This is a genomic window from Kitasatospora sp. NPDC096128 (genome assembly GCF_040303105.1).
Lineage (GTDB): Bacteria > Actinomycetota > Actinomycetes > Streptomycetales > Streptomycetaceae > Kitasatospora.
This window is the reverse complement of the sequence record NZ_JBEOSP010000005.1, coordinates 129,931-150,209: the sequence shown is the minus strand read 5'-3', so window position 1 is coordinate 150,209 and position 20,279 is coordinate 129,931. Positions and strand designations below refer to the sequence as shown.

At 74.4% G+C, this 20,279-nt stretch carries 18 protein-coding genes and 1 pseudogene; 11 read left to right on the top strand and 8 right to left on the bottom strand.

Annotated features, from left to right (window positions below):
- Nucleotides 1-118: 118 nt before the first annotated feature.
- Complete coding sequence (locus ABTY61_RS08135) at nt 119-892, bottom strand: SDR family oxidoreductase (RefSeq protein ID WP_350504104.1); 774 nt, start codon at nt 890-892, stop codon at nt 119-121.
- 98 nt (nt 893-990) lie between these two features.
- Here ABTY61_RS08135 and ABTY61_RS08130 point away from each other — a divergent pair, with 98 nt between their 5' ends.
- The 4 genes and pseudogenes from ABTY61_RS08130 to ABTY61_RS08115 all read left to right on the top strand — a co-directional run bounded on the left by ABTY61_RS08130 (nt 991) and on the right by ABTY61_RS08115 (nt 4,341).
- On the top strand, nt 991-1,695 hold the full coding sequence (locus ABTY61_RS08130; RefSeq protein WP_350504103.1) for a TetR/AcrR family transcriptional regulator: 705 nt from the start codon (nt 991-993) through the stop codon (nt 1,693-1,695).
- Nucleotides 1,696-1,843: 148 nt separating this feature from the next.
- On the top strand, nt 1,844-2,923 hold the full coding sequence (locus ABTY61_RS08125; protein WP_350504102.1) for an enoyl-CoA hydratase/isomerase family protein: 1,080 nt from the start codon (nt 1,844-1,846) through the stop codon (nt 2,921-2,923).
- A 65-nt stretch (nt 2,924-2,988) separates the two neighbouring features.
- A pseudogene (locus ABTY61_RS08120) lies at nt 2,989-3,246 on the top strand (GntR family transcriptional regulator); the annotation flags it as partial.
- A 309-nt stretch (nt 3,247-3,555) separates the two neighbouring features.
- On the top strand, nt 3,556-4,341 hold the full coding sequence (locus ABTY61_RS08115; protein WP_350504254.1) for an enoyl-CoA hydratase: 786 nt from the start codon (nt 3,556-3,558) through the stop codon (nt 4,339-4,341).
- A gap of 151 nt (nt 4,342-4,492) precedes the next feature.
- Here ABTY61_RS08115 and ABTY61_RS08110 read toward each other — a convergent pair whose 3' ends face one another.
- Nucleotides 4,493-6,376 carry an NAD-binding protein gene (locus tag ABTY61_RS08110; RefSeq protein ID WP_350504101.1) on the bottom strand — a complete coding sequence of 628 codons (1,884 nt, stop codon included), beginning with the start codon at nt 6,374-6,376 and terminating at the stop codon, nt 4,493-4,495.
- A 153-nt stretch (nt 6,377-6,529) separates the two neighbouring features.
- Here ABTY61_RS08110 and ABTY61_RS08105 point away from each other — a divergent pair, with 153 nt between their 5' ends.
- Entirely contained in the window at nt 6,530-7,129 is a 600-nt protein-coding gene (locus tag ABTY61_RS08105) for an HdeD family acid-resistance protein (protein WP_350504100.1), read from the top strand.
- A 75-nt stretch (nt 7,130-7,204) separates the two neighbouring features.
- On the opposite strand, the gene ABTY61_RS08100 is transcribed toward ABTY61_RS08105, so the two are convergent.
- Complete coding sequence (locus ABTY61_RS08100) at nt 7,205-7,843, bottom strand: DUF6461 domain-containing protein (RefSeq protein WP_350504099.1); 639 nt, start codon at nt 7,841-7,843, stop codon at nt 7,205-7,207.
- A gap of 124 nt (nt 7,844-7,967) precedes the next feature.
- Nucleotides 7,968-9,479, bottom strand: a complete 1,512-nt coding sequence (locus tag ABTY61_RS08095) for a CoA transferase (protein WP_350504098.1) — start codon at nt 9,477-9,479, stop codon at nt 7,968-7,970.
- 220 nt (nt 9,480-9,699) lie between these two features.
- On the opposite strand from ABTY61_RS08095, the gene ABTY61_RS08090 reads away from it, so the two are divergent.
- The gene (locus ABTY61_RS08090; RefSeq protein WP_350504097.1) at nt 9,700-10,395 is read left to right on the top strand and encodes an N-acyl homoserine lactonase family protein; all 696 of its coding nucleotides are present in this window, start codon (nt 9,700-9,702) and stop codon (nt 10,393-10,395) included.
- Nucleotides 10,396-10,500: 105 nt separating this feature from the next.
- Here the strand turns inward: ABTY61_RS08090 and ABTY61_RS08085 are convergent, their stop codons facing one another.
- Complete coding sequence (locus ABTY61_RS08085) at nt 10,501-11,760, bottom strand: cytochrome P450 (RefSeq protein ID WP_350504096.1); 1,260 nt, start codon at nt 11,758-11,760, stop codon at nt 10,501-10,503.
- A 341-nt stretch (nt 11,761-12,101) separates the two neighbouring features.
- Here ABTY61_RS08085 and ABTY61_RS08080 point away from each other — a divergent pair, with 341 nt between their 5' ends.
- Nucleotides 12,102-13,001 (top strand): hypothetical protein, encoded by a 900-nt coding sequence (locus ABTY61_RS08080; RefSeq protein WP_350504095.1) that lies wholly within the window; start codon nt 12,102-12,104, stop codon nt 12,999-13,001.
- 334 nt (nt 13,002-13,335) lie between these two features.
- Here ABTY61_RS08080 and ABTY61_RS08075 read toward each other — a convergent pair whose 3' ends face one another.
- The gene (locus ABTY61_RS08075; RefSeq protein ID WP_350504094.1) at nt 13,336-13,602 is read right to left on the bottom strand and encodes a zf-HC2 domain-containing protein; all 267 of its coding nucleotides are present in this window, start codon (nt 13,600-13,602) and stop codon (nt 13,336-13,338) included.
- Between the two features lie 115 nt (nt 13,603-13,717).
- On the opposite strand from ABTY61_RS08075, the gene ABTY61_RS08070 reads away from it, so the two are divergent.
- The 4 genes from ABTY61_RS08070 (at nt 13,718) to ABTY61_RS08055 (ending at nt 18,419) form a co-directional block, all read left to right on the top strand.
- On the top strand, nt 13,718-14,281 hold the full coding sequence (locus ABTY61_RS08070) for a sigma-70 family RNA polymerase sigma factor (RefSeq protein WP_350504093.1): 564 nt from the start codon (nt 13,718-13,720) through the stop codon (nt 14,279-14,281).
- Nucleotides 14,282-14,619: 338 nt separating this feature from the next.
- A complete protein-coding gene (locus ABTY61_RS08065; protein ID WP_350504092.1) occupies nt 14,620-15,939 on the top strand; it encodes an MFS transporter in 1,320 nt (439 codons plus the stop codon).
- Nucleotides 15,940-15,980: 41 nt separating this feature from the next.
- Complete coding sequence (locus ABTY61_RS08060) at nt 15,981-17,357, top strand: cytochrome P450 family protein (protein WP_350504091.1); 1,377 nt, start codon at nt 15,981-15,983, stop codon at nt 17,355-17,357.
- A 90-nt stretch (nt 17,358-17,447) separates the two neighbouring features.
- Nucleotides 17,448-18,419: an L-tyrosine/L-tryptophan isonitrile synthase family protein gene (locus ABTY61_RS08055; RefSeq protein ID WP_350504090.1), complete on the top strand. Its 972-nt coding sequence runs from the start codon at nt 17,448-17,450 to the stop codon at nt 18,417-18,419.
- Here the strand turns inward: ABTY61_RS08055 and ABTY61_RS08050 are convergent.
- Nucleotides 18,392-19,219 carry an ABC transporter ATP-binding protein gene (locus tag ABTY61_RS08050; protein ID WP_350504089.1) on the bottom strand — a complete coding sequence of 276 codons (828 nt, stop codon included), beginning with the start codon at nt 19,217-19,219 and terminating at the stop codon, nt 18,392-18,394. The two genes, ABTY61_RS08055 and ABTY61_RS08050, sit on opposite strands and share 28 nt — an antisense overlap.
- The gene (locus ABTY61_RS08045; RefSeq protein WP_350504253.1) at nt 19,216-20,250 is read right to left on the bottom strand and encodes a FecCD family ABC transporter permease; all 1,035 of its coding nucleotides are present in this window, start codon (nt 20,248-20,250) and stop codon (nt 19,216-19,218) included. The genes ABTY61_RS08050 and ABTY61_RS08045 overlap by 4 nt, the downstream gene beginning before the upstream one ends.
- Nucleotides 20,251-20,279 lie beyond the last annotated feature (29 nt).

Here is a 20,279-nt window from a genome sequence, read left to right as displayed (position 1 = left end):
TGGCGGCTGGCGGCTGGCGGCCGACAGGTGACAGGTAACAGGTGACAGGTAACAAAGAACAGCTGACAGATTTCATCATCTGAAATCTGTCAGCTGTTCTTTGTTCGCCCGCCCCCGCCTACAGCCCCGCGCCACCCGTGGCGTCGACGACCCGCCCGGTCACCCAGCGCGCCTCGTCCGACGCCAGGAAGGCGACGATGTCGGCGATGTCCTCCGGCTGCCCGACCCGGCCGAGCGCGGCGAGCGAGGCCGCGTGCGCCTCCGCCTCCGGATTACCGCGCAGCCAGCCCGCGTTGACGTCGGTGTCCACCACGCCGGGCGCGACCGAGTTGGCCGTGATCCGGCGTGGGCCCAACTGCTTGGCCAGGTTGAGCGTGAAGGTGTCGAGCGCACCCTTGGTCGCGCCGTAGGCGATGATCTCCGGCATCGCGAGCCGGGCGGCCCCGCTGGAGATGTTGATGATCCGTCCGCCGTCCCGCATCCGCTCCAGCCCGTGCCGCACGACGAAGAACGGCGCCCGGACGTTCACCGCGAACACCTCGTCGAAGCCCTCCTCGGTCAGTGTCGCGAGATCCGAACTGCGGCCGATCCCGGCATTGTTGACGATGATGTCGACCCCACCGCCGGGCGCGTGCGCCTCGACCTCCGCATCGAAGGCGGCCCACAGTGCGGCTGCGTCCCCGTGCCGCCCGAGTTCGGCGCGCAGCGCGAAGGCCCGCCCGCCGCCGACCCGGATACCGTCGACCACCTCCCGCGCCGCCCCCTCGTCCCTGGCGTAGCCGACCGCGACGACGGCGCCGTCCCGCCCGAGCCGGCGGGCGATCGCCCGACCGATCCCCCTGCTGCCACCGGTGACCAATGCCACCTTGTCCCGAAGTCCGTACACGCCCATGACCGACCCCCTCCTGTTGCATCCCCATTATTCTTGAGCGATCGCTCAAAAAAGACGCTAGCACACACTTCTTGAGCGACTGCTCTAAAATTCGTTCCATGACCGAGGCAGCCACACCCGACAGCGCGCCGACGGCCGACCCGCCGGCTGACCCGGCGGCTGACCCGGCGGCAGGCCGGGCAGCCGACCCGGCCCCCCGCCCCCGCCCCCACCCCCGGCGCGGACGCCCGCCCGCCTTCGACCGGGACGAGGCCCTGGGCGCGGCGATCCGACTGTTCTGGGAGCGCGGCTACGAGGCCACCTCCGTCACCGACCTGACCACCGCCATGGGCATCCGCCCCGGCAGCCTCTACGCCGCCTTCGGCGACAAGCGCACGCTCTTCGAGGAGGTCGTCCGCCGGTACGGGCACTCCCCCGTCGGCGCGTTCGTCGGCATCGCCCTGGCCGAGGAGACCGGCGCCCGCGCGGCCTTCGCCCGGATCCTGCGCGAGGCCGCGGTGATCTATCCGGACCCGTCCCACCCGGCCGGCTGCCTGGTGATCAGCGCCGCCACCAACGTCACCCCGCAGGACGCCGGGGTCCAGGCCCTCCTGCGCGACCTGCGCAACCGGAACCGGCAGGTCTTCGAGGACCGGCTGCTCGCCGCCCGACAGGACGGCGAACTGCCTCCCGGGGCCGACCCGAAGGCGCTGGCCGGGTACCTCGCCACCGTCATCCAGGGCATGTCCCAGCAGGCCCGCGACGGCGCCACCCCCGAGGAGCTGACCCGCGTCGCCGAACTCGCCCTGCGCGCCTGGCCGTGACCGTCGGCACCGACCCCCAGCCGCAAGGGCCCGCCGGGGCCGCCGCCCGGACCCGCGATCGCGGCGGCCGCGTGATCACAACGGCCCACCCGCCCCGGTACGGTGGACCGCGGAAGGCGGGATCACCGAGGGGACGGGAGCGGTTGCGATGAGCGCAGAGGTGGCGGAGGTCCAGGCGGTCCTGGACGGCGACGACGGCCTCGGGCGGCTCGTGCTGAACCGGCCGCGGGCCCTCAACTCGCTGACCCACGGCATGATCACCACCATCCGCTCGACGCTGGACGCCTGGGCAGCCGATCACCGGGTGCGCGCCGTCGTCCTGACCGGCACCGGCGAGCGCGGCCTGTGCGCGGGTGCGGACCTGCGCGCGATGCACGCCGACGTCACCACCGGTGGGGCCGGCACCCGCGCCTTCTTCCGCGACGAGTACCGGGTGAACGCGCTGATCGCCCGCTACCCGAAGCCGTTCGTCGCCGTCATGGACGGCATCACGATGGGCGGCGGCATCGGCCTGTCCGCCCACGCGGCCGTGCGGATCGTCACCGAGCGCTCCGTGATCGCGATGCCCGAGACCCGGATCGGGCTCACCCCGGACGTCGGCGGCAGCCGCCTGCTCGCCCGCGCCCCGGGCGAGTCGGGCACCCACCTGGGGCTCACCTCTGCCTCGATCGGCCCCGCCGACGCCCTGCTGTGCGGCTTCGCAGACCACTACGTCCCGTCCGCCCGCCTCCCCGAACTGCTCGACGCCCTCGCGCGCAGCACCGCCGGCGCCACCGGCGCCGACCCGGCCGCGACCGTCGCCGCCCACGCCGAGCCCGCACCGTCCGCCGGCCCCACCGGACTGGCCGCGCAGCGCGAGTGGATCGACGCCTGCTACGCGGCCGACACCGTCGAGGAGATTCTCCGGCGCCTGCTCGACTCCGGCGTACCGGAGGCGAAGGAGGCCGCCGAGCTGCTGCTCGGGAACTCCCCCACCGCCGTCAAGGTCACCCTGGCCGCGCTGCGCCGGGCCCGTACGCTGCCCTCGCTGGAGGCCGTGCTCGACCAGGAGTACCGCATCTCCTGCGCCGCGCTGGACGGGCCGGACCTGGCCGAGGGCATCCGCGCCCAGGTGATCGACAAGGACCGCGACCCGCAGTGGTCGCCGCGCACGCTCGCCGAGGTGACGGAGGCCGAGGTCGCCCGCTTCCTCGCCCCGCGCGAGGGCGACGAGTTGGGCCTGGCCTGACCGCCCCCCGCGGCCACCCCCGCCGCCCCGCCGACCTCCCGGCCCCCGAATGCCTGGAGGACACCATGACCCACCCGATGCCGACGCGGGCAGTGACGCCGGCGCCGACGCCGGCCGGGGACGCCGACCCACTCTCCCGGGTGCCGCTCGGCGAGCAGGTGCGCGGACTGCTGCCGGAGAGCCTGCTCGGCGGCCGCCGGCAGCCCGGGGGCCGGATCGTCGAGCGGCGTCTGGCGGCCGAGTTGAGCGCCAACCAGGCGCCGGTGTGCGAGGCGCTGCGCCCGCTGCAGGCCCTCGGGGTGCTCGACACGGAACCCAACCGGGGCCTCCGGGTACGCGAGATCGGCCCGGCGCAACCGTGCGAGGTCGACCAGCTGCGGGCGGCACCGGAGCGCCCGGCCGCCGAGGCGGCGGTGGTCCGACCGGCCGGGAGACCGGCACGTTGGAGCTGCACGCCGCACGGGACGGCGGCCGCAGCGGCCGGCGACGGTGACCGGCGTCTCGCATACCAAGACTGGCGCGAGGCGGGGCGCGTCGTAGATCGTTGGACGGTCAGGGCGCGCCCGCGCGGCGCCGAGCAGTGGAATGGCCAGGCAGCGCGATGGCCAAGCAGCGGAATGGAAGTTACGGCGATGACCGAGACCGAGACCTACGAGACGATCCTGGTCGAGCGCAAGGGCCGGGTCGGGCTGATCACGCTCAACCGGCCCAAGGCACTCAACGCGCTGAACACCCAGCTGATGAACGAGGTCGTGGCGGCGGCCACGGCGTTCGACCGCGACCCGGAGATCGGCTGTCTGGTGATCACCGGTTCGGAGAAGGCCTTCGCGGCCGGCGCCGACATCAAGGAGATGCAGGGCAACCGGTTCCCGGACGTCTACCTGGACGACTGGCTGGGCCCGTGGGACCGGTTCGGCGCACTGCGCAAGCCGGTGGTGGCGGCGGTCGCCGGGTTCGCGCTGGGCGGCGGCTGCGAGCTGGCGATGATGTGCGACGTCCTGCTGGCGGCGGACACCGCGAAGTTCGGCCAGCCGGAGATCAAGCTCGGCGTGCTCCCCGGCATCGGCGGTTCGCAGCGCCTCACCCGCGCCATCGGTAAGGCGAAGGCGATGGACCTGTGCCTGACCGGCCGGATGATGGGCGCCGAGGAGGCCGAGCGGGCGGGCCTGGTCGCCCGGATCGTCCCGGCCGACCAGCTGCTCACCGAGGCGCTGGCCACCGCCGAGACCATCGCGGCGATGTCCACCCCGGCGGCGGTGATGCTCAAGGAGAGCGTCAACCGGGCCTTCGAGACGACCCTCGCCGAGGGCGTGCGCTTCGAGCGCAGGCTGTTCCACTCGGTGTTCGCCACGGCGGACCAGAAGGAGGGCATGGCCGCCTTCGCCGAGAAGCGGGCGCCGAAGTTCGAGAACCGCTGACGGCAGGTGGTGGGCGACGCGCGGCAGGCGTGCGCGACAGCTGAGGAATGACAGCTGGCGAATGACGAATGACGAATGACGGATAACAGATGACAGCGAACAGATTTCAGATGATGAAATCTGTTCGCTGTCATCTGACCGCCGCCCCCGGTCAGCCGCTCTCCTCCACCAGCACCGTGTTCAGCCGCGCCAGCCCGCCGCGGGTGGCGGCGACCACGATGCGGTCGCCCGGGGTCAGCCGCCGAGTGCGGTCGGCGAAGCCCCAGTGCAGCTGGTTGCTGCGGGCGAAGCGGACCGCGATCACCCGCACGCCGCCCGGGTCCTCCAGGTCGTGCCGGTTCAGGCCGATCAGTCCGCTGCCGTCCTCCACCGTCAGCTCCGCGATCAGCAACGCGTGCCGGAACACCGACAACGTCCCCCGCACCTCACTGCCCATCAGGGCGGCGGCGAAGGCGGGCGCGGCCAGGTAGGAGACCGAGCGGGAGGCCGCGTTGTCCAGCGTCTTGTAGAAGTGGCCCGCGAAGTTGTCGTCGAACAGCCGGACCACCACCCGGACGTCGGGGTTACCGTGCCGCGCCTCCAGTGCCGCCTCCAGGTTGGTGGCGTCGTCCCCGCTGACCGCGACCACCGCCCGGCTGTGCTTCAGCCGGGCCCGGCGCAGCTGCTCCTCGAACGGCCCGTCACCCAGTACCACGGGGATGCCGAGCGCCCGGGCGGCGGCAATGCCGCGGGCCTGCGGATCGCGCTCCATGCAGACCACCGGCACCCCCATCTCGTGCAGCTGGCTCGCGACCCGGGTGCCGACGTTGCCGAGCCCGACGACGATCACGTGGTCCCGGGTGCCGGTGCTCGGGTTGCGCGGCAGCCCGCGCCGTCCGGAGCCGAGCACCTCGACCACGACGGCGGTGGCGACCGGCGCGAAGGTGATCCCGCAGAGGGTGATCACCACCTGGGCGGCCCGCTGCCACGCCCCGCCCGTCCCCGTCCCGGCGGCGATGTCGGCCGGCTGGTCGGGCTGGGCGGCGCCGGCCAGGTCGAGCAGGGAGATGTAGACGGTCCAGCCGAAGTCCCGGCTGAGGTACCAGAGCACACTGAACGCCAGTAGCACGGCGGCGAGCGCGGTGAGCAGCGTCAGCCGCATCCGGGCGCTGGTGAAGAACCGCATGGTGTCGAGCACCCGCCAGCGCAGCCGCCGCGCCCAGCTGATCGGCTCCCCGGGCTCCATCCGCAGCACCTGCAGCGCGGCGACCCCGCCCGGCGACTCCTCGGGCTCGACCTCGGTCCCGGTCCCAGGCTCGGTCCCGGTCCCGATCCCAGGCTCGGCCTCGGGCTCCGGCACCCGCTCCGGCCCCGGTTCACGGCGGACCCCGCCCGGCCGGACCGGTCCGTCGTCGCCGAACTCGGCGGCGAGCCGGACGAATTCGGCCGAGTCGCCCTCCTGCTCCGGCAGCAGACGGATCTTGCTGAGGTCCTGTCGGTCGATGTGGTCGGCGACCACGCAGATCCGGTCCGGGGTGATGGCGTCGTCGAACGCGATGTGCAGGTAACGACCGCCGATCTCCACCGAGTTGGGCCGACCGAGCGCGGCGGCGGCGAAAGCCGGGGCGGCGGTGGCGGAGCCGGACAGCGCGGCGCCGTTCCTGAGCAGTCGTTCGATGTTCTCGCCGAGGCGCTGGTTGAACATCCGGAAGACGATCCGGATGTTCGGGTTGTGGCCCTGGGCGCTGAGCGCGGCGTGGATGTTCTCCTGGTCGCTGCCCTCGACCAGGGCGAGGCCGCGGGCGGTGTCGATGGACACCGCCCGCAGTGCTTCCTCGGTGATGTTCGGGTATTCGACGACGGCCGCGACGCCGGTGATCTGCTCGATCCGCGGCGCGTGGTCGCGGGTGCGGTCCGCGACCAGGACGACGACCGGGACTTCGTAGTGCTCGACGAGTTCCAGGACCAGCCGGTGGGCCAGGGCGTTGCCCCCGCACACGATGTAGTGCTGGCTGATCGGCTCGACCGGAGGGGTCCCCCACCCTTCAGAAGTCATACCGCCGGATGATATCGGCGGCATGCGACTGGACGATGTCATTCCGGCAGCCGGGGGACATCACTCGAACGGATGTACTCGGCAGGCGGTCCGCTGACAACGCCCAAAGGCTGGGGTTCGTTCTTCGCCCCCGACCACGAGGAGTACGCCGCCGTGGCCCCTCCGATCATCACCCCCGACGGAACCCCGGTCCAGGGGCCGCTCGGCATGCTCGCCAAAGCCGCCTGGCAGGTGCTGCTGGCCGCCGGCGTGGCCTCACTCGCCCTGGGGATCGTCGTCTTCGCCTGGCCGCGGGAGACGCTGCTGGTGGTGGGCGTGCTGTTCGGCCTCTACCTGCTGGTCATCGGCATCGTGCAGTTGGTCGCCGCGTTCGGCACCCACGCCACCACCGCCCTGCGGGTGCTGGCCTTCATCAGCGGCGCGATCAGCGTCCTGCTCGGGCTGCTCTGCTTCCGCAGCGCGGTGCAGTCGCTGCTGCTGCTCGCCCTCTGGATCGGGATCGGCTGGCTGTTCCGCGGCATCACCCAGCTCGCCGCCGCAATCTCCGACCCGCTGATGCCCGCCCGCGGCTGGCAGGCCTTCGCCGGCGTGGCCAACACCCTTGCCGGTGTGCTGCTGATGGTCTGGCCGGTCGGCTCGATCACCGCGCTGACCGTGCTGGCCGGGTGCTGGCTGGTGGTCCTGGGCGTGGTCGAGATCGCGACCGCGCTCCAGGTGCGTGGCCGGGCCAAAAGGATTCCCTCCGCGGTCTGACCCACCGCCACCGCTGCGGGGACCGCGGCCGTCACGGCCGGAGGTCCCCGCCCTCACGGTCGGAGAGCGCGGCCCTCACGGTCGGGGCGCGTAACCGAGCCGGAAGGTGGCGGCCTCCAGCCGCTCCGGGGTGAGCCGCACGTCGGTCAGCCGCTCGGCGAGCGCGAACGCGGCTTCGGTGTGCAGGTCGGCCCGCTCCCCGTCGAGCCGGAAGCCACAGGCCGTCAACAGCTCCGGGATGCCGGGGGCGTCGGCGTCGGTGCCGTGCCGCTGGTCGGCGAAGAGCGGCTCGAACTGCAGGCGGCAGCTCTCGCGCTCCCACCAGTTGAAGTGGTCGACCGCGTGGGCGCTCCGGAAGTGCGAGACCAGCCGGGTGCCCTCGGTGAGGGTGGAGATGACCTCGGACAGGCTGCCGAGGTAGCCGTACGGCTCGACCGCGAGGGCCCAGCCGTCGAGCTCCGTGACGGCGACCAGCAGTCGCTCCTCGTCCGGGCCGAGGAGCTCCTGGGCCTCCTCGTCCTCCCCGTCGTCGAAGGTCTCCCAGGCGGCGATCACCGCGTCCAGCCCGGTCACCTCCCGGCCGGTCAGGGCGTCGAAGCGGCGCAGCAGTTCGTCGGCGGCGGTGTCCTGGACGTGGGTGAGGCAGTAGGCCTCGCCCAGGACGGGGTAGCGCTGTTCGAACCAGGTGTAGTCGTTGGCGTGTGCGGCGGTCATGCGGTGATGCTGTCAGACCCCACCGACACCGCCCACCCCACCCCTGTCCCGTGCCCCGCCCCGCCACGTCCGGGAGGGCACGGGAGCGCACGGGAGGGCACGGCACGGCACGGGGCGGCCCCGCTCAGCGCCAGACCGGTACGTCCGTCCCCCAACGCCCGGGCGGGCCGGCCCAGTCGACGGGCGCACCGGCGTAGCCGATCGGGGGCCGGGCGTACCGCAGCCGCCCGTAGGCCGAGTCGGTCTCGGTGAGCCAGCGCGCCGGGTCGTACGGCTCGGCTCCCGGGAGCGCCTGGTCGACAGGGCCAGACGGTTCGGACGGCTCGGACGGTTCGGACGGGATGCCGTGCAGCAGCCAGGAGGCCGAACCGGCGAAGGAGAAGCGCAGGTGGCGGCCGCCGGGGCGGTGGGTGCGCTGGCCGGTGAGGGCGCGCAGGACGGCGGCGGCGAGGAGGTAGCCGGTGCCGTGGTCAAGCGCCTGGGCGGGCAGCGCGCCGGGGCGGCCGTCGGGGCCGGCCTCGTGGGCGGCGATGCCGACGCCGGCCTGGACCAGGCTGTCGAAGCCGCGGCGGCCGGCCCACGGTCCGGTCCAGCCCCAGGCGCAGATCTGGGCGAGGATCAGGTCGGGGCGGCGGGCGAACAGCGCGTCGGGGGCGAGGCCGAGGGCGTCGAGGGAGCCGGGGCGGTAGGCGTTGACGACGACGTCGGCGGTGTCGAGCAGCCCCTCGAAGGTGGCGCGGTCGGCCGGGTCGGCGAGGTCGAGGCGGGTGGAGCGCTTGCCGAAGCCGGTGTCGGCGTGGGCGTCCTCGGCCTCGGGCAGTCGGGGCGAGTCGATCCGCAGCACGTCGGCGCCGAGCAGGGCGAGGGTGCGGGTGGCGACCGGTCCGGAGATCACCCGGCTGAGGTCGAGGACCCGGATCCCGGCGGCGGGCCGGTCCGGCGGGGCCTCGGCGAGCGGGCGGACGGGTGCGGTGCCGATCTCCCGGGTTTCCACCAGGGGGTGGACGGCTGCACTCACCGGCGCGACCGCCACGGCGAGCGCCCCCGCCGCGTACGCGCGCTCCTGCACCTGCTCGCCCGGCAGCTTGGCCAGCGCCGCGGCGAGCTGCTCGGGCCCGGCGTCGGGGGCGAGGTCGAGGACGGCGAGCAGCCGGTCGCGGTGGTGCGGGTAGTTGGCGTGGGTGCGGATCCAGCCGTCGGCGGTGCGCCAGAAGCCGGAGAGCGGGGCGAAGCCGACCGGCTTGCGGCCGTCGATCTCCAGGTGCCGCTCACTCACGAAGGAGGTGGCGACCGCCCCCTCGTCCACCCGGACCGCCGGGACGGGCCCGCCGCCGCGGTGGGCGGCGAGTTCCGCGGCGGCCAGCGAGCAGGCGGCCACGGTGGCCCGGGCGTACCGGCGCACCGGCAGGCCCGACGGCAGGCCGTCCTGCGGGCCGTGGAAGGCCACCCGGTCGAGGAGTTCGACCGGCCCGCCGAGGGCGGCCCAGACATCGGCGGTGGGACGGTCTGCGGTCCCGTGTCCAATCACGGACCCGGACTTGGACCCGGCCCCGGACTTGGTCCCGGACTTGGTCCCGGACTTGGTCCCGGACTTGGTCCCGGACTCGGACTCGGACGGTGTCGGACGATCGCTCATGCCGCGCATTGTGCTCCGCGTCCGGACCGTTCGCCGTGATGCACACCACCACGCCCGGCGGACCCCGCCCGACCACGTCCGCCGGCCCGAGATCCCGCGGGTCCGAGCGGACCTGACGGGGAAGCAGGCGGACGCCGGTAGGCGGCTTCCGGACGCCGGATAGGGTGCGAACAGCGGCCGCATCGGCCGTCACACGGGGGCTGAGTGTCAAGGGGGACGCATGCACACGATCCGCCGACTGGACCTGGGCCGCATCGTCCGGCCGGCCGCCGAGGTGGGCGGTCCCGAGCCGCGGGTGGAGCCGGTGCTCGCGTACCTGGTCCGCGGCCCGGAGGGGTTGCTGCTGTTCGACACCGGGATCGGCGCCGGCTCGCCGGAGACCGAGGCGCGCTACCGCCCCGCCCGGCGCCCGCTGCCGGAGGCGCTCGCCGCGGCGGGCGTCGCGGTCTCGGACATCGACCTGGTGGTCAACTGCCACCTGCAGTTCGACCACTGCGGCGGCAATCCGCTGTTCGCCGGGACGCCGATCCTGGTCCAGGCCGACGAGCTGGCCACCGCCCGGCGCGGCGACTACACCATCGACGCCCTGGTCGACTTCCCCGGCGCCGTCCACCGCGAGCTCGACGGCGAGACCGAGCTCTGGCCCGGCGTCCGGGTGCTGCCCACCCCCGGGCCCACCGGCGGCCACCAGTCCCTGCTGGTCGAACGCATGGACTCCTGCAGCGTCCTGCTGGCCGGGCAGGCGTACGACTTCGCCTCCGAGTACGGGCAGGCGGTGCTGGCCCGGCAGGCGGCGCGCGACGGGGTGGCGGCGCCGCTGCCCCGCTACCGGGCCTGGCTGGACCGGGTCGCGGAGCACGGGCCGCGCCAGGTGATGTTCGCGCACGACCACGCGGTGTGGGAGCTGTCCGTCTGACCCGCCCGAGGCTCGGACAGGGCGGTACGGGGCAGTACGGGGCAGTACGTGGGCCGAACTGGGCCTTACCGCGGCGGTGCCGGGCCGTCCCGGGGCCGTACGGGCTCAGAAGGTGAAGCGCAGCGAGCGGACCCGGTGGTCGAAGCTGGACGGGACGAGCACCGGCTCGCCGACCGACCGCGTCTCGGGCAGCCGGGTGAACAGCTCGCGGAACAGCGCCGTCATCTCCTGCCGGGCCAGGTGCGCGCCCAGGCAGTAGTGCGGCCCTCCGCCGCCGTAGCCGAGGTGGGGGTTGGGAGTGCGGGTGATGTCGAAGGCCTCCGGGTCGGGGAACACCGTCTCGTCCCGGTTCGCCGAGCCGTAGTACAGCGCGACCTTCTCCCCCGCCCGCAGCAGCGGGCCGCCGGGGCCGCCCAGCTCGTGGTCGACGGCGACGGTCCGGCGGAACTGGACGATCGGCGTGGCGTGGCGGACCATCTCGTCCACCGCCCCGTCGAGCCGGCCGTCCAGGTCGGCGAGGAGCAGCGCGCGCTGCTCGGGGTGGACGGTCAGCAGGTGCAGTCCGTGGGCGAGCGCGTTGCGGGTGGTCTCGACCCCGGCGACCAGCAGCAGGGAGAAGAAGGCGCCCAGCTCGCGGCCGGTGAGCCGGCGGCCCTCCACGTCGGCGGTGACCAGCGCGGAGATCAGGTCCTCGGCGGGCCGGCGGCGGCGCTCGCGGCCGATCCCGGCCACGATGCCCTGCATCCGGGCGAGCGCCGCCAGCCCGCGCCCGGGCACCCGGAGGCGGCGGCGCAGCGGCCGGGCCACGCCGACGTTCTCGGAGTTGCGGTCGACCAGGTCGAGGATGGCGCGGCGGGGCTGCTCGGGGATGCCCATCATGGTGCAGATCACCTGGAACGGGAGCTGGGCGGCGACCGTGCCGACGAAGTCCTCGGGCCGGTCGCGTTCGACCGCGTCCACCAGGGCGGCGGAGATCCGGCGGACGTCCTCCTCCACCCGGCCGAGCAGGCGCGGGGTGAAGGCCCGGGAGACGATCCGGCGCAGCTGGGCGTGCCGGGGGTCGTCGAGGTTGACCATCGAGTCGCCGAACAGCAGCCGGACCCAGCGGGCCGGTTCGGGGGTGGTCACCCCGGGGCCGGAGCGGAAGACGGCCGGGGTGCGGCTGGCCTCGACCACGTCGGCGTGGCGGACCAGGGCGTGGAAGCCCCGGCCGGTGGCGCGGTCGCCGAAGTAGACGGGGGCCGGGCGGCGGCGCAGCTCGGCGAAGGCGGCGGCGCGGGCGGGGGCGGGCAGCTGCCAGAAGCGGGGATCGGTGAGGTCGGGGGTGTCTGCCGTCGGAACGGAGACCTCCGTCGGGGTGTCCATGGCCGTGCCTCCTGCTTCCGGTGCTTCCGGTCGGGTTCGTTCCCGACTCGTGCCGCTTCGCTCGACGTTCGCTCCGGCGCACACGATCCGTACCGGAGTGTGCACATTTAGTGATCGAGAGGTGGGCGTGTCAAGCCGGTTCGACGGCGGCGCGGAACGGTGCTAGGGCGCAACGGCGCCGAAGGCGGACGATCGGTCGCCCCGACCGGCCGGGCGCGGCCTCGCGGGCCGCGCATGTTCTCAGGGGCCGGGCGCTGCCTTACGGGCCGGGCATGTTCTCACGGGCCGGAACCGGCCATCACCGGAGGGTGCGGTACGGACGGGGCGCGGCGGGTGCGACGATGAGTGCCATCGTGATGACCGACCGGATCCGCCTGCTGCGCGCCGCGGTCTTCGCCGCGCTGTGCGTGGCGATGGCCGCCACGGCGCACCTCGCCATGGCCGGGGCCGGGGTCTCGCCGTCGGTGCTGCTCGGCGCGTTCGGGGCGGTCCTCGGACTGACCTGGCTGCTGGCCGGGAAGCGGCGCGGGCTCGGGGTCATCGGCACCTGGATGATCGCGGCGCAGACCGCGCTGCACCTGTTCTTCGAACACGCCGCAGCGCTCGGCCGCAGGGGCGGCGGCCTCGGCCGGCTCGCCAGCACGGACTGGGCCGCCCTGCTGCTCTGCAACCCGGACCGGACGGCCGGCGGGCTCTCGCCGGCCGAGCTGGCCCGGATGGCGGGCATCGACCCGGACGTCCCACCGGCCTCGGGGAGCCTGCGCCCGATGGCGGGCCTGCACCACGGGGCGACGGCGGGGGCCGACGGGGCGGCGATGGACATGGGGATGCCCGGGATGGCGGGGGTGCCCGGCCTGCCGCACAGCATGCCGACGGGCGCGGCGCACCAGATGTCGGACGGCATGTCGCAGGGCATGACCCAGGGGATGTCGCACGGCATGTCGCACGGCATGTCACCGGGGATGGCCCTCGCCCACGTCCTGGCGGCGCTCGGCTGTGCGCTGCTGCTCTGGCGCGGTGACGCCGCGCTGGTCCGGGTCTTCGAACTGCTCGCCGCACTCGGGGGGGTCGTCGCCGGGGCACTGCTGCTCCCGCTGCTGACGCTGCTCACGCGCCCCTTCGGGCACCGGCCGCCGACCGTGTCCCGGCCCGCCGACCGGCCCGCCAGGCTGCCCCGGTCGGTGCTGCTCACCCATGCGGTCGTCCGGCGCGGGCCGCCGGCCTTCGCGCTCGCCTGCTGACGCGCCCGACGCGCTCCTCCCCCCACCGGCCGGTGACCGACCGGTACCGGGACCTCGGCGTCGGGCAGGTCGCCCTGCCGCTGCGCCGCGCCCCGCGTCGTCACGTCCTGTGCCGTCGCGCTCCGGGCCGCGCGTGCCGTCGGGGCCCGGGCCCGGATCCGCGACCGCCCCGGCACCTCCACGAGAGGTGCGGTGCGCGGCGCGGCCGACCCATGGACGCCGGTGGCGCCGCCGTGCGCGGCGCCGCTCCCAGCCTTCCCCTCGGGACCTTCCCATGCCTCACTACGACGGCGCTCCGGTGACCACCGGCGCCCCCGTCCTGCCGCTCCGCGCCCTACCGTTCCGCAGCCCGCGGCGCCTCCGGCACTGCGCCGACCGGACCGTCCAGCCCCAGCCGGGCGGACAGCCCGGCCGCCCACTCCGGCGCCGGCCCGTCGGCGGCCTCCGCCCGCACCTGGGCGCGCAGTCGTTCGGCCCGGTCCAGCCAGTCCCGGCAGCCGGCACAGCGCGCCACATGCTTGTCCAGCCTGGTGCCGGGCAGGCCGCTCGGTTCGCCGTCGAGCCGGGCGGACAGAGCGGTACGGAACTGCGCGCATCTCATATGCCCATCGTCCCGCACGGCCGCCGAGGCAGGACCGGCCGGGGCAGGACTGGCCAGGTCGGAGCCTGTCGGGCCGAAGCCGGTCGGACCGAAGCCGGTCGCATCGGAGGCCGCCGTGGATGACGACCAGCTCACCGCGCTCGCGCTGACCGCCCGCTCGGGCCGGGCGGCGGACGTCGAGGCCTTCGTCCGCGCGACCCAGCGGGACGTCTGGCGCTTCGTCGCCCACCTGACCGACGTGCAGTCCGCCGACGACCTCGCCCAGGAGACCTTCCTACGGGCCCTGCGCGGCCTCCCCGCGTTCGCCGGGCGTTCCTCGGCCCGCACCTGGCTGCTGTCGATCGCCCGGCGCACGGTCATCGACCGGTACCGGATGGCCGCCGCCCGGCCGCGCTGCGCGGCCCTGCCGGACTGGCAGGAGGCGGCGGAACGGCAGGGCGGCGCCCCGGTGGCCGGGTTCGAGGACGGGATCGCCCTCGGGGACCTGCTCGAACGCGTACCCGCGCAGCGACGGGAGGCCTTCGTGCTCACCCAGGTGGTCGGCCTGAGCTACGCCGAGGCGGCCGAGGTCGCCGGGTGCCCCATCGGCACCGTCCGCTCCCGGGTCGCCCGGGCGCGGGAGGAGTTGATAGCGCGCCTGCGGGCGGCCGAGGCCGGGGAGCTCGCGGCGGCCTGCTGAGCAGCGGGCGGGCGGGCTACGGATGACAGCGAACGGATAACAGACTTCAGATGACAGATAACAGCTTTCGAAATCTGTTATCTGAAATCTGTTCGCTGTCATCTGTCATCTGTCATCTGTTCGCCGGGGCCTCTCGGCACCCTGCCCACCCGCCCATCCGTCCACCCGTCCGAAAAATTCCCCCACCTGTTCGGAACCGGAGCCCTCGCGCCTCCGACTGCTGTACCGGACACCGCCGCCGAGGCGGTGCCCGGTACGGCAGCGGGGGACGGAGGACCTTCATGCGAGCGCAACATCCCTCGGCCACGCATGGTCTGACAGGGCGTCAGATCGAACCGGTGGACCGGTGGAGCCTGGTCGTGGCCGCCGGGCTGCTCTCGTTCGTCGCGATGCTCGACATGAACGTGGTCAACCTGGCACTCACCGACATAGCCGCCGGCCTGCACGTCTCCGCCGGGGTCGCGCAGTGGGCCGCCCTCGGCTACCAACTCCCCCTCGTCGCACTGCTGTTGCCCGCAGGGCGGTGGCTGGACCAGGTCGGCACCCGCTCCGCGCTGCTGCTCGCGGTCAGCTGCTTCGCCACCTGCAGTGTGCTGGCCGCCCTGGCCCCGTGCGCGAGTTGGCTGATCGCCGCGCGTCTGCTCCAAGGCACCTTCGGGGCCGTGCTCTTCGTCCTGATGCCGGTCCTGGCGGCGACCTCCGTCCGGCCCGAGCTGCGCGGGCGGGCGATGAGCGTGCCTGCCACGTTGGGACCGCTCGGCGCCGTCACCGGTCCGGTCGTCGGCGGTCTGCTGCTGGACCACCTCGGCTGGCGGGCGGTCTTCCTGGTGAAGCTGCCGGTCTGCCTGGCCGCCGTCCTGATCGTGCGCCGGTACGCCCCGCGACGCGGTGGCCTGAGGCTGCCCGACCGGGGCTCGCTCGGCGACGCCGCGCTGATCGGCGCGGCGGTGGCCGCCGTCCTGCTCGGGCTCACCCTGGCGCCGACGGCGCCGCAGTGGCTGCTGCTCGCGCTGCCCGCCGTACCGCTGGTGCTGCTGTGGCTGCGCCGCCCGGGCGGCCGTCCGGTCGCCGAGGTGCTGCGGGCCGCCGGAACCACCGGGGTCAACGCCGCGGTACTCGCCCTCGCGGCCGGCTTCGCGGCCTGCCAGTACCTGCTCGTCCAGCACCTGCGCGGCCCGCAGGGCGAGAGCGCCACCGCCACCGCGCTGACCATGCTGGCCTTCCCGCTCGGCATGGTGCTGGCCGGACGGGTCGGCGGGCGGCTGGCCGACCGCTGGGGCGCCCGGCCGACGGCACTCACCGGCGCCGTCATCACCACCTGCGGCCTGGCGGCACTCATCCCGGTGGACGCCGACTGGTCCGCGCTCGACATCGCCGCCCGGCTGGCCGCGGCCGGTGCCGGGATGGGACTCAACGGCGGCCCGACCCAGGCCCTGGTGATGACCGCCTCCCCGCCCGGGAAGCTCGCCACCACCGGCTCCGCCGTCCAACTCTCCCGCAGCCTGGGCTTCGCCCTCGGCCCGGCCCTGGCCACCGCCGCCGCCCTGGCGGGCGGCCGCACCACCACCGGCACCCACGCGGGCATCGCCCTGGCCGCCGCGGTGGCGGCCACCGCCGTACTGCTGCTCGCCCTGCACGGCCGCCGCCCGCGCGCGTAGGGCCCACCGGACACATCCGCCCCATCGGAGGAAGCACACCCATGACCGACACCACCCCCATGCCCGCCGCGGCCGACGCCGAGGACCAGGAGCAGGAGCAGGCCCGGACCCAGGCCCAGGCCGACTCCCCGCGCTGTCCGTACGGTCACGACCGCCTCCCCAGCCCCGTCCCGTTGTACGGCGAGGCCTACAAGACCGACCCGTACCCGCTCTACCGCCGGATGCGCGAGGCCGGCCCGGTGCACCGGGTGGAGTTCCCGAGCGGCATCCACGCGTGGCTGGTCACCGGCCACCAGGCCGCCCACACCACCCTCAACGACCCCCGGCTCGGCAAGAACCACAGCCTGGGCAACGAGAACTGGCGGCGCCTGGCGTCGATCATGCCGGAGCCGCAGCACTCCCAGCTCCAGGTCCACCTGCTGCACCAGGACCCGCCCAAGCACACCGTGATGCGCCGCCTGGTGCTGGACGCCTTCGCCCCGCGCCGGGTGGAGTCGCTGCGCCCGCGGCTGCGGGAGCTGGCCGACGCCCTGGTGGACGGGCTGCCCGAGACCGGCGGCGCCGACCTGGTGGCGGGCTTCGCGGCCCACTACCCCTTCCGGGTGCTGGCCGAAGTCATCGGACTGCCCGCCGAGTTGGCCGAGCGCTTCGACCGCGACTGGGGCAAGGTGGTCCAGCCGGTGGGCCCGCTGGACCCGGGCCGACCGGCGTACGAGGCGCGGCTGCGCGGGCTGCAGACGTACATCGCCGAGGTGGTCGCCCGCAAGCGCGCCGACTGCCGGGCGCCCGGCTGGACCGAGGGCGAGGACCTGCTCGGCCGGCTCGTCGCCGCCCACGACGCAGGCGAGTTGAGCCGTGAGGAGCTCGACTCGATCGTGTTCCAGCTGCTGGTGGCCGGCCAGGAGCCGGTCACCAACCAGATCACCACCATGCTGATCACCCTGCTGCGCCACCCCGAGCAGCTCGCCGCGCTGCGCGCGGGCCTCGACGAGCCCGGCCGGCTGGCCCGGGCGATCGAGGAACTGCTGCGCCACGACGCCGCATTCGAGCTCACCACCTGGCGCTTCTTCGCCGAGGACAGCGACCTGTTCGGCACCACCGTCCCGGCCGGCGACTCGGTGATCGTCTCGCTCTGCGCCGCCAACCGCGACGACGCGCAGTTCCCGGAGCCCGACCGGCTCGACCTCGACCGCACGCCGAACGCCCACCTCGCCTTCGGCCACGGCATCCACTACTGCCCGGGCGCCGCCCTGGCCCGGGCCGAACTCCAGGTCGCCGTCGAGACCCTGCTCACCCGGCTGGACGGGCTGCGCCCCGCCGGTACGCCCGGGGACGGCCTGGACGAACTCGCCTGGATCCCCGCCGTCCTGGCCCGCGGCGTGAACCGGCTGCCGGTCGGCTACGACCGGCGCCACTGAGTGCCGCTGAGCCACCCCACGCAGCCCGCACCCCGCACCCCGCCACCGACCACCCACCACCGACCACCTACCCCCCGGAGGAGACCCATCATGCCGCCCGTCGGCGCCGCCCCCTTCGTCACCTGTGCCCCCGGGCAGCCGTCGACGGCACAGCTCGCCGCCCGCGTCCTCGGACTGCTGCTCCCGCACCGCCGCGCCTCCGACCCGGAGTTCGACGCCAGACCCGAGCACTTCCCCATCCAGCTGGCGCAGTTGGCGGAGTACATCGCGGCCGGTGAGCCGATCGTGTTCACCCTGCCGGGCTTCCCGTGCAAGTCGCCGAACCCGGCCAAGGTGCTCGGCCACCTGCCCGACGAGGGCGAACGACTGTCCCTGACCTTCCTGGACGAGCTCTGCGAGCGGATAGGCCGGATCCACCCACCCGGCGCCCGGATCCTGATCTGCTCGGACGGGCACATCTTCGGCGACCTGATCGGCGTCCCCGACGGGCACATCGACGAGTACTCGGACGAGTTGACCGCGATGATCGGGCGCGAGGGCCTGCGCCACCTGGACACCTTCGACCTGCGGGCGGTGCTCGGGGACCTGCCGTACGACGAGAAGCGCGCCCGGGTGCACCAGCGGTACGCGCCGAGCCTCGAGGAGTTGCGTGAGCAGGTGCTGACCGAGCAGGAGACCCTACGGCTCTACCGCGGCATCACCCGCTTCCTCACCGAGGACACCGTGGACTTCCCCGGCACGAAGTCGGCCCTGCAGCGGGAGTGCCGCCGCCGCGCCTACGGGGTGATCCAACGAAGCCGCGCCTGGGGCGAGTTGATCGCCGAGCAGCATCCGCGGGCGGTGCGGCTGTCGATCCACCCGCAGCCGGCCGGTGCGGCGAAGTTCGGCATCCGGCTGCTGGCGGCGGCCGACGCCTGGATGACGCCCTGGCACTCCGCGGTGCTCCACCGGCCGGACGGCGGATGGGAGTTGCGGCGCAGCGAGGAGGCCGCGCGGCTCGGCCGGCCGGTGCTGCGCGACGGCCGGCCGAGCCACTACGAGGGCTGTTCGGACAGGCTCTGAGCCCCGTACCGCGGCGGCACGGCGGAGCCGGCCGGGGAGCGGTGGTCGAAGGCGATCAACGGGTCGCCGGTGAGGGGGTGTTCGACCACCGCGGCCCGGACGCCGAAGACCTCGGCCAGCAGGTCCGCGGTCAGCACCTCGCGCGGGGTCCCGGAGGCCACCAGGGCGCCGCGGTGCAGCACGTGCAGCCGGTCGCAGACCGAGGCGGCGGCGTTGAGGTCGTGCAGCGCGACCAGGGTGGTGCGGCGCTGTTCCCGCAGCAGGGCGAGGAGTTCGACCTGGTGCCGGACGTCCAGGTGGTTGGTCGGCTCGTCCAGCACCAGCACGTCCGGCTGCTGGGCGAGCGCGCGGGCGAGCAGCACCCGCTGCCGTTCGCCACCGGACAGTTGGGCGAAACGGCGGTCCGCGGCCTGCGCCATACCGACCCGGCGGAGGGCCTCGGCGGTGATCCGGTGGTCCTCGGGGTCGTCGGCCGCGAAGGCCCGCTTGTACGGGGTGCGGCCCATCGCCACCACCTCGCGCACGCTCAACTCGAAGTCCCCGCCGCGCTCCTGGGGCAGTGCGCCGATGTGCCGGGCGGACTGGGCGGGTCTCAGGTCCGCCAGGTCCCGCCCGGCCAGCAGCACCCGCCCGGCGCTGGGCCGCAGGTGCCGGTAGACGGTGCGCAGCAGGCTGGACTTGCCGCTGCCGTTGGGCCCGACCAGTCCGGCGATCTCCCCTTCCTCGGCGACCAGGTGGACCCCGGCCACCACGGTGCGCCCGGCCAGGGCGACGCTCAGGTCCTCGACGGCGATCCTCAACTGCGCTCCAGTCGTCGGTCCAGCAGGTAGAGCAGGGTGGGGGCGCCGAGCACGGCGGTGACCACGCCGATCGGCAGTTCCTGGCCGTCCAGGGCGGTGCGGGCGACGGTGTCGACGACGGCCAGGAGCACCGCCCCGGTGAGGGCGGACAGCGGCAGCAGGCGCCGGTGGTCGCCGCCGACGAGCAGTCGGCAGACGTGCGGCACCATCAGTCCGATGAAGCCGATCGCCCCGGAGACGGCGACCAGCACCCCGGTGAGCACGCTGGTGACGACGAAGACCTCGCGGCGCAGCCGGGTGACGTCCACGCCGAGCCCGGCGGCCGTCTCGTCGCCCATCAGCATCGCGTTGAGCCCCCGGGCCCGGGCCTGGAGTAGGGCCAGGCCGAGCGCCACGGCGACCGCGGGGATGGCGAGTTGGGACCAGACGGCGCCGCCGAGGCTGCCCATCAGCCAGAACAGCACGCCTCGGGTCTGCTGTTCGTCGCTGGTCTGCAGGACGAGGTAGCTGGTGATGCCGCCGAGGAACTGGGCGATGCCGATGCCGGCCAGTACCAGGCGCAGCGGGGAGAAGCCGCCGCCGCGCCGGGCCATCAGCCAGACCAGCGAGAACGCGGCGAGCGCGCCGGCGAAGGCCGCCAGGGAGACGGTGAGGCCGAGCGCGCTGCCGAGGGAGAGTTCGACGCCGAAGGCGGTGCCGAGGACGAGGGTGGCGACCGCCCCGAGGGAGGCGCCGGAGGAGATGCCGAGCAGGTAGGGGTCGGCGAGCGGGTTGCGGACCAGGGCCTGGACGGCGGTGCCGACCAGGCCGAGTCCGGCACCCACCACGGCCGCCAACAGGGCGCGCGGGACGCGTAGTTGCCAGACGATGAGGTCGCGGGTGCCGGGCTCGGGGGTCCGGCCGGTGAGGTGGTGGACGACCACCGACCAGACCTCGCCGGGCGGGATGTCCACCGAGCCGAACGAGACGGCGGCGGTCAGCGCGAGCACCAGGGCGACGGCGAGCGCGGCGGCCAGCGGCCCGGCCCGCAGGGTGCGGGCCGGGCGCCGAACGTCCGCGA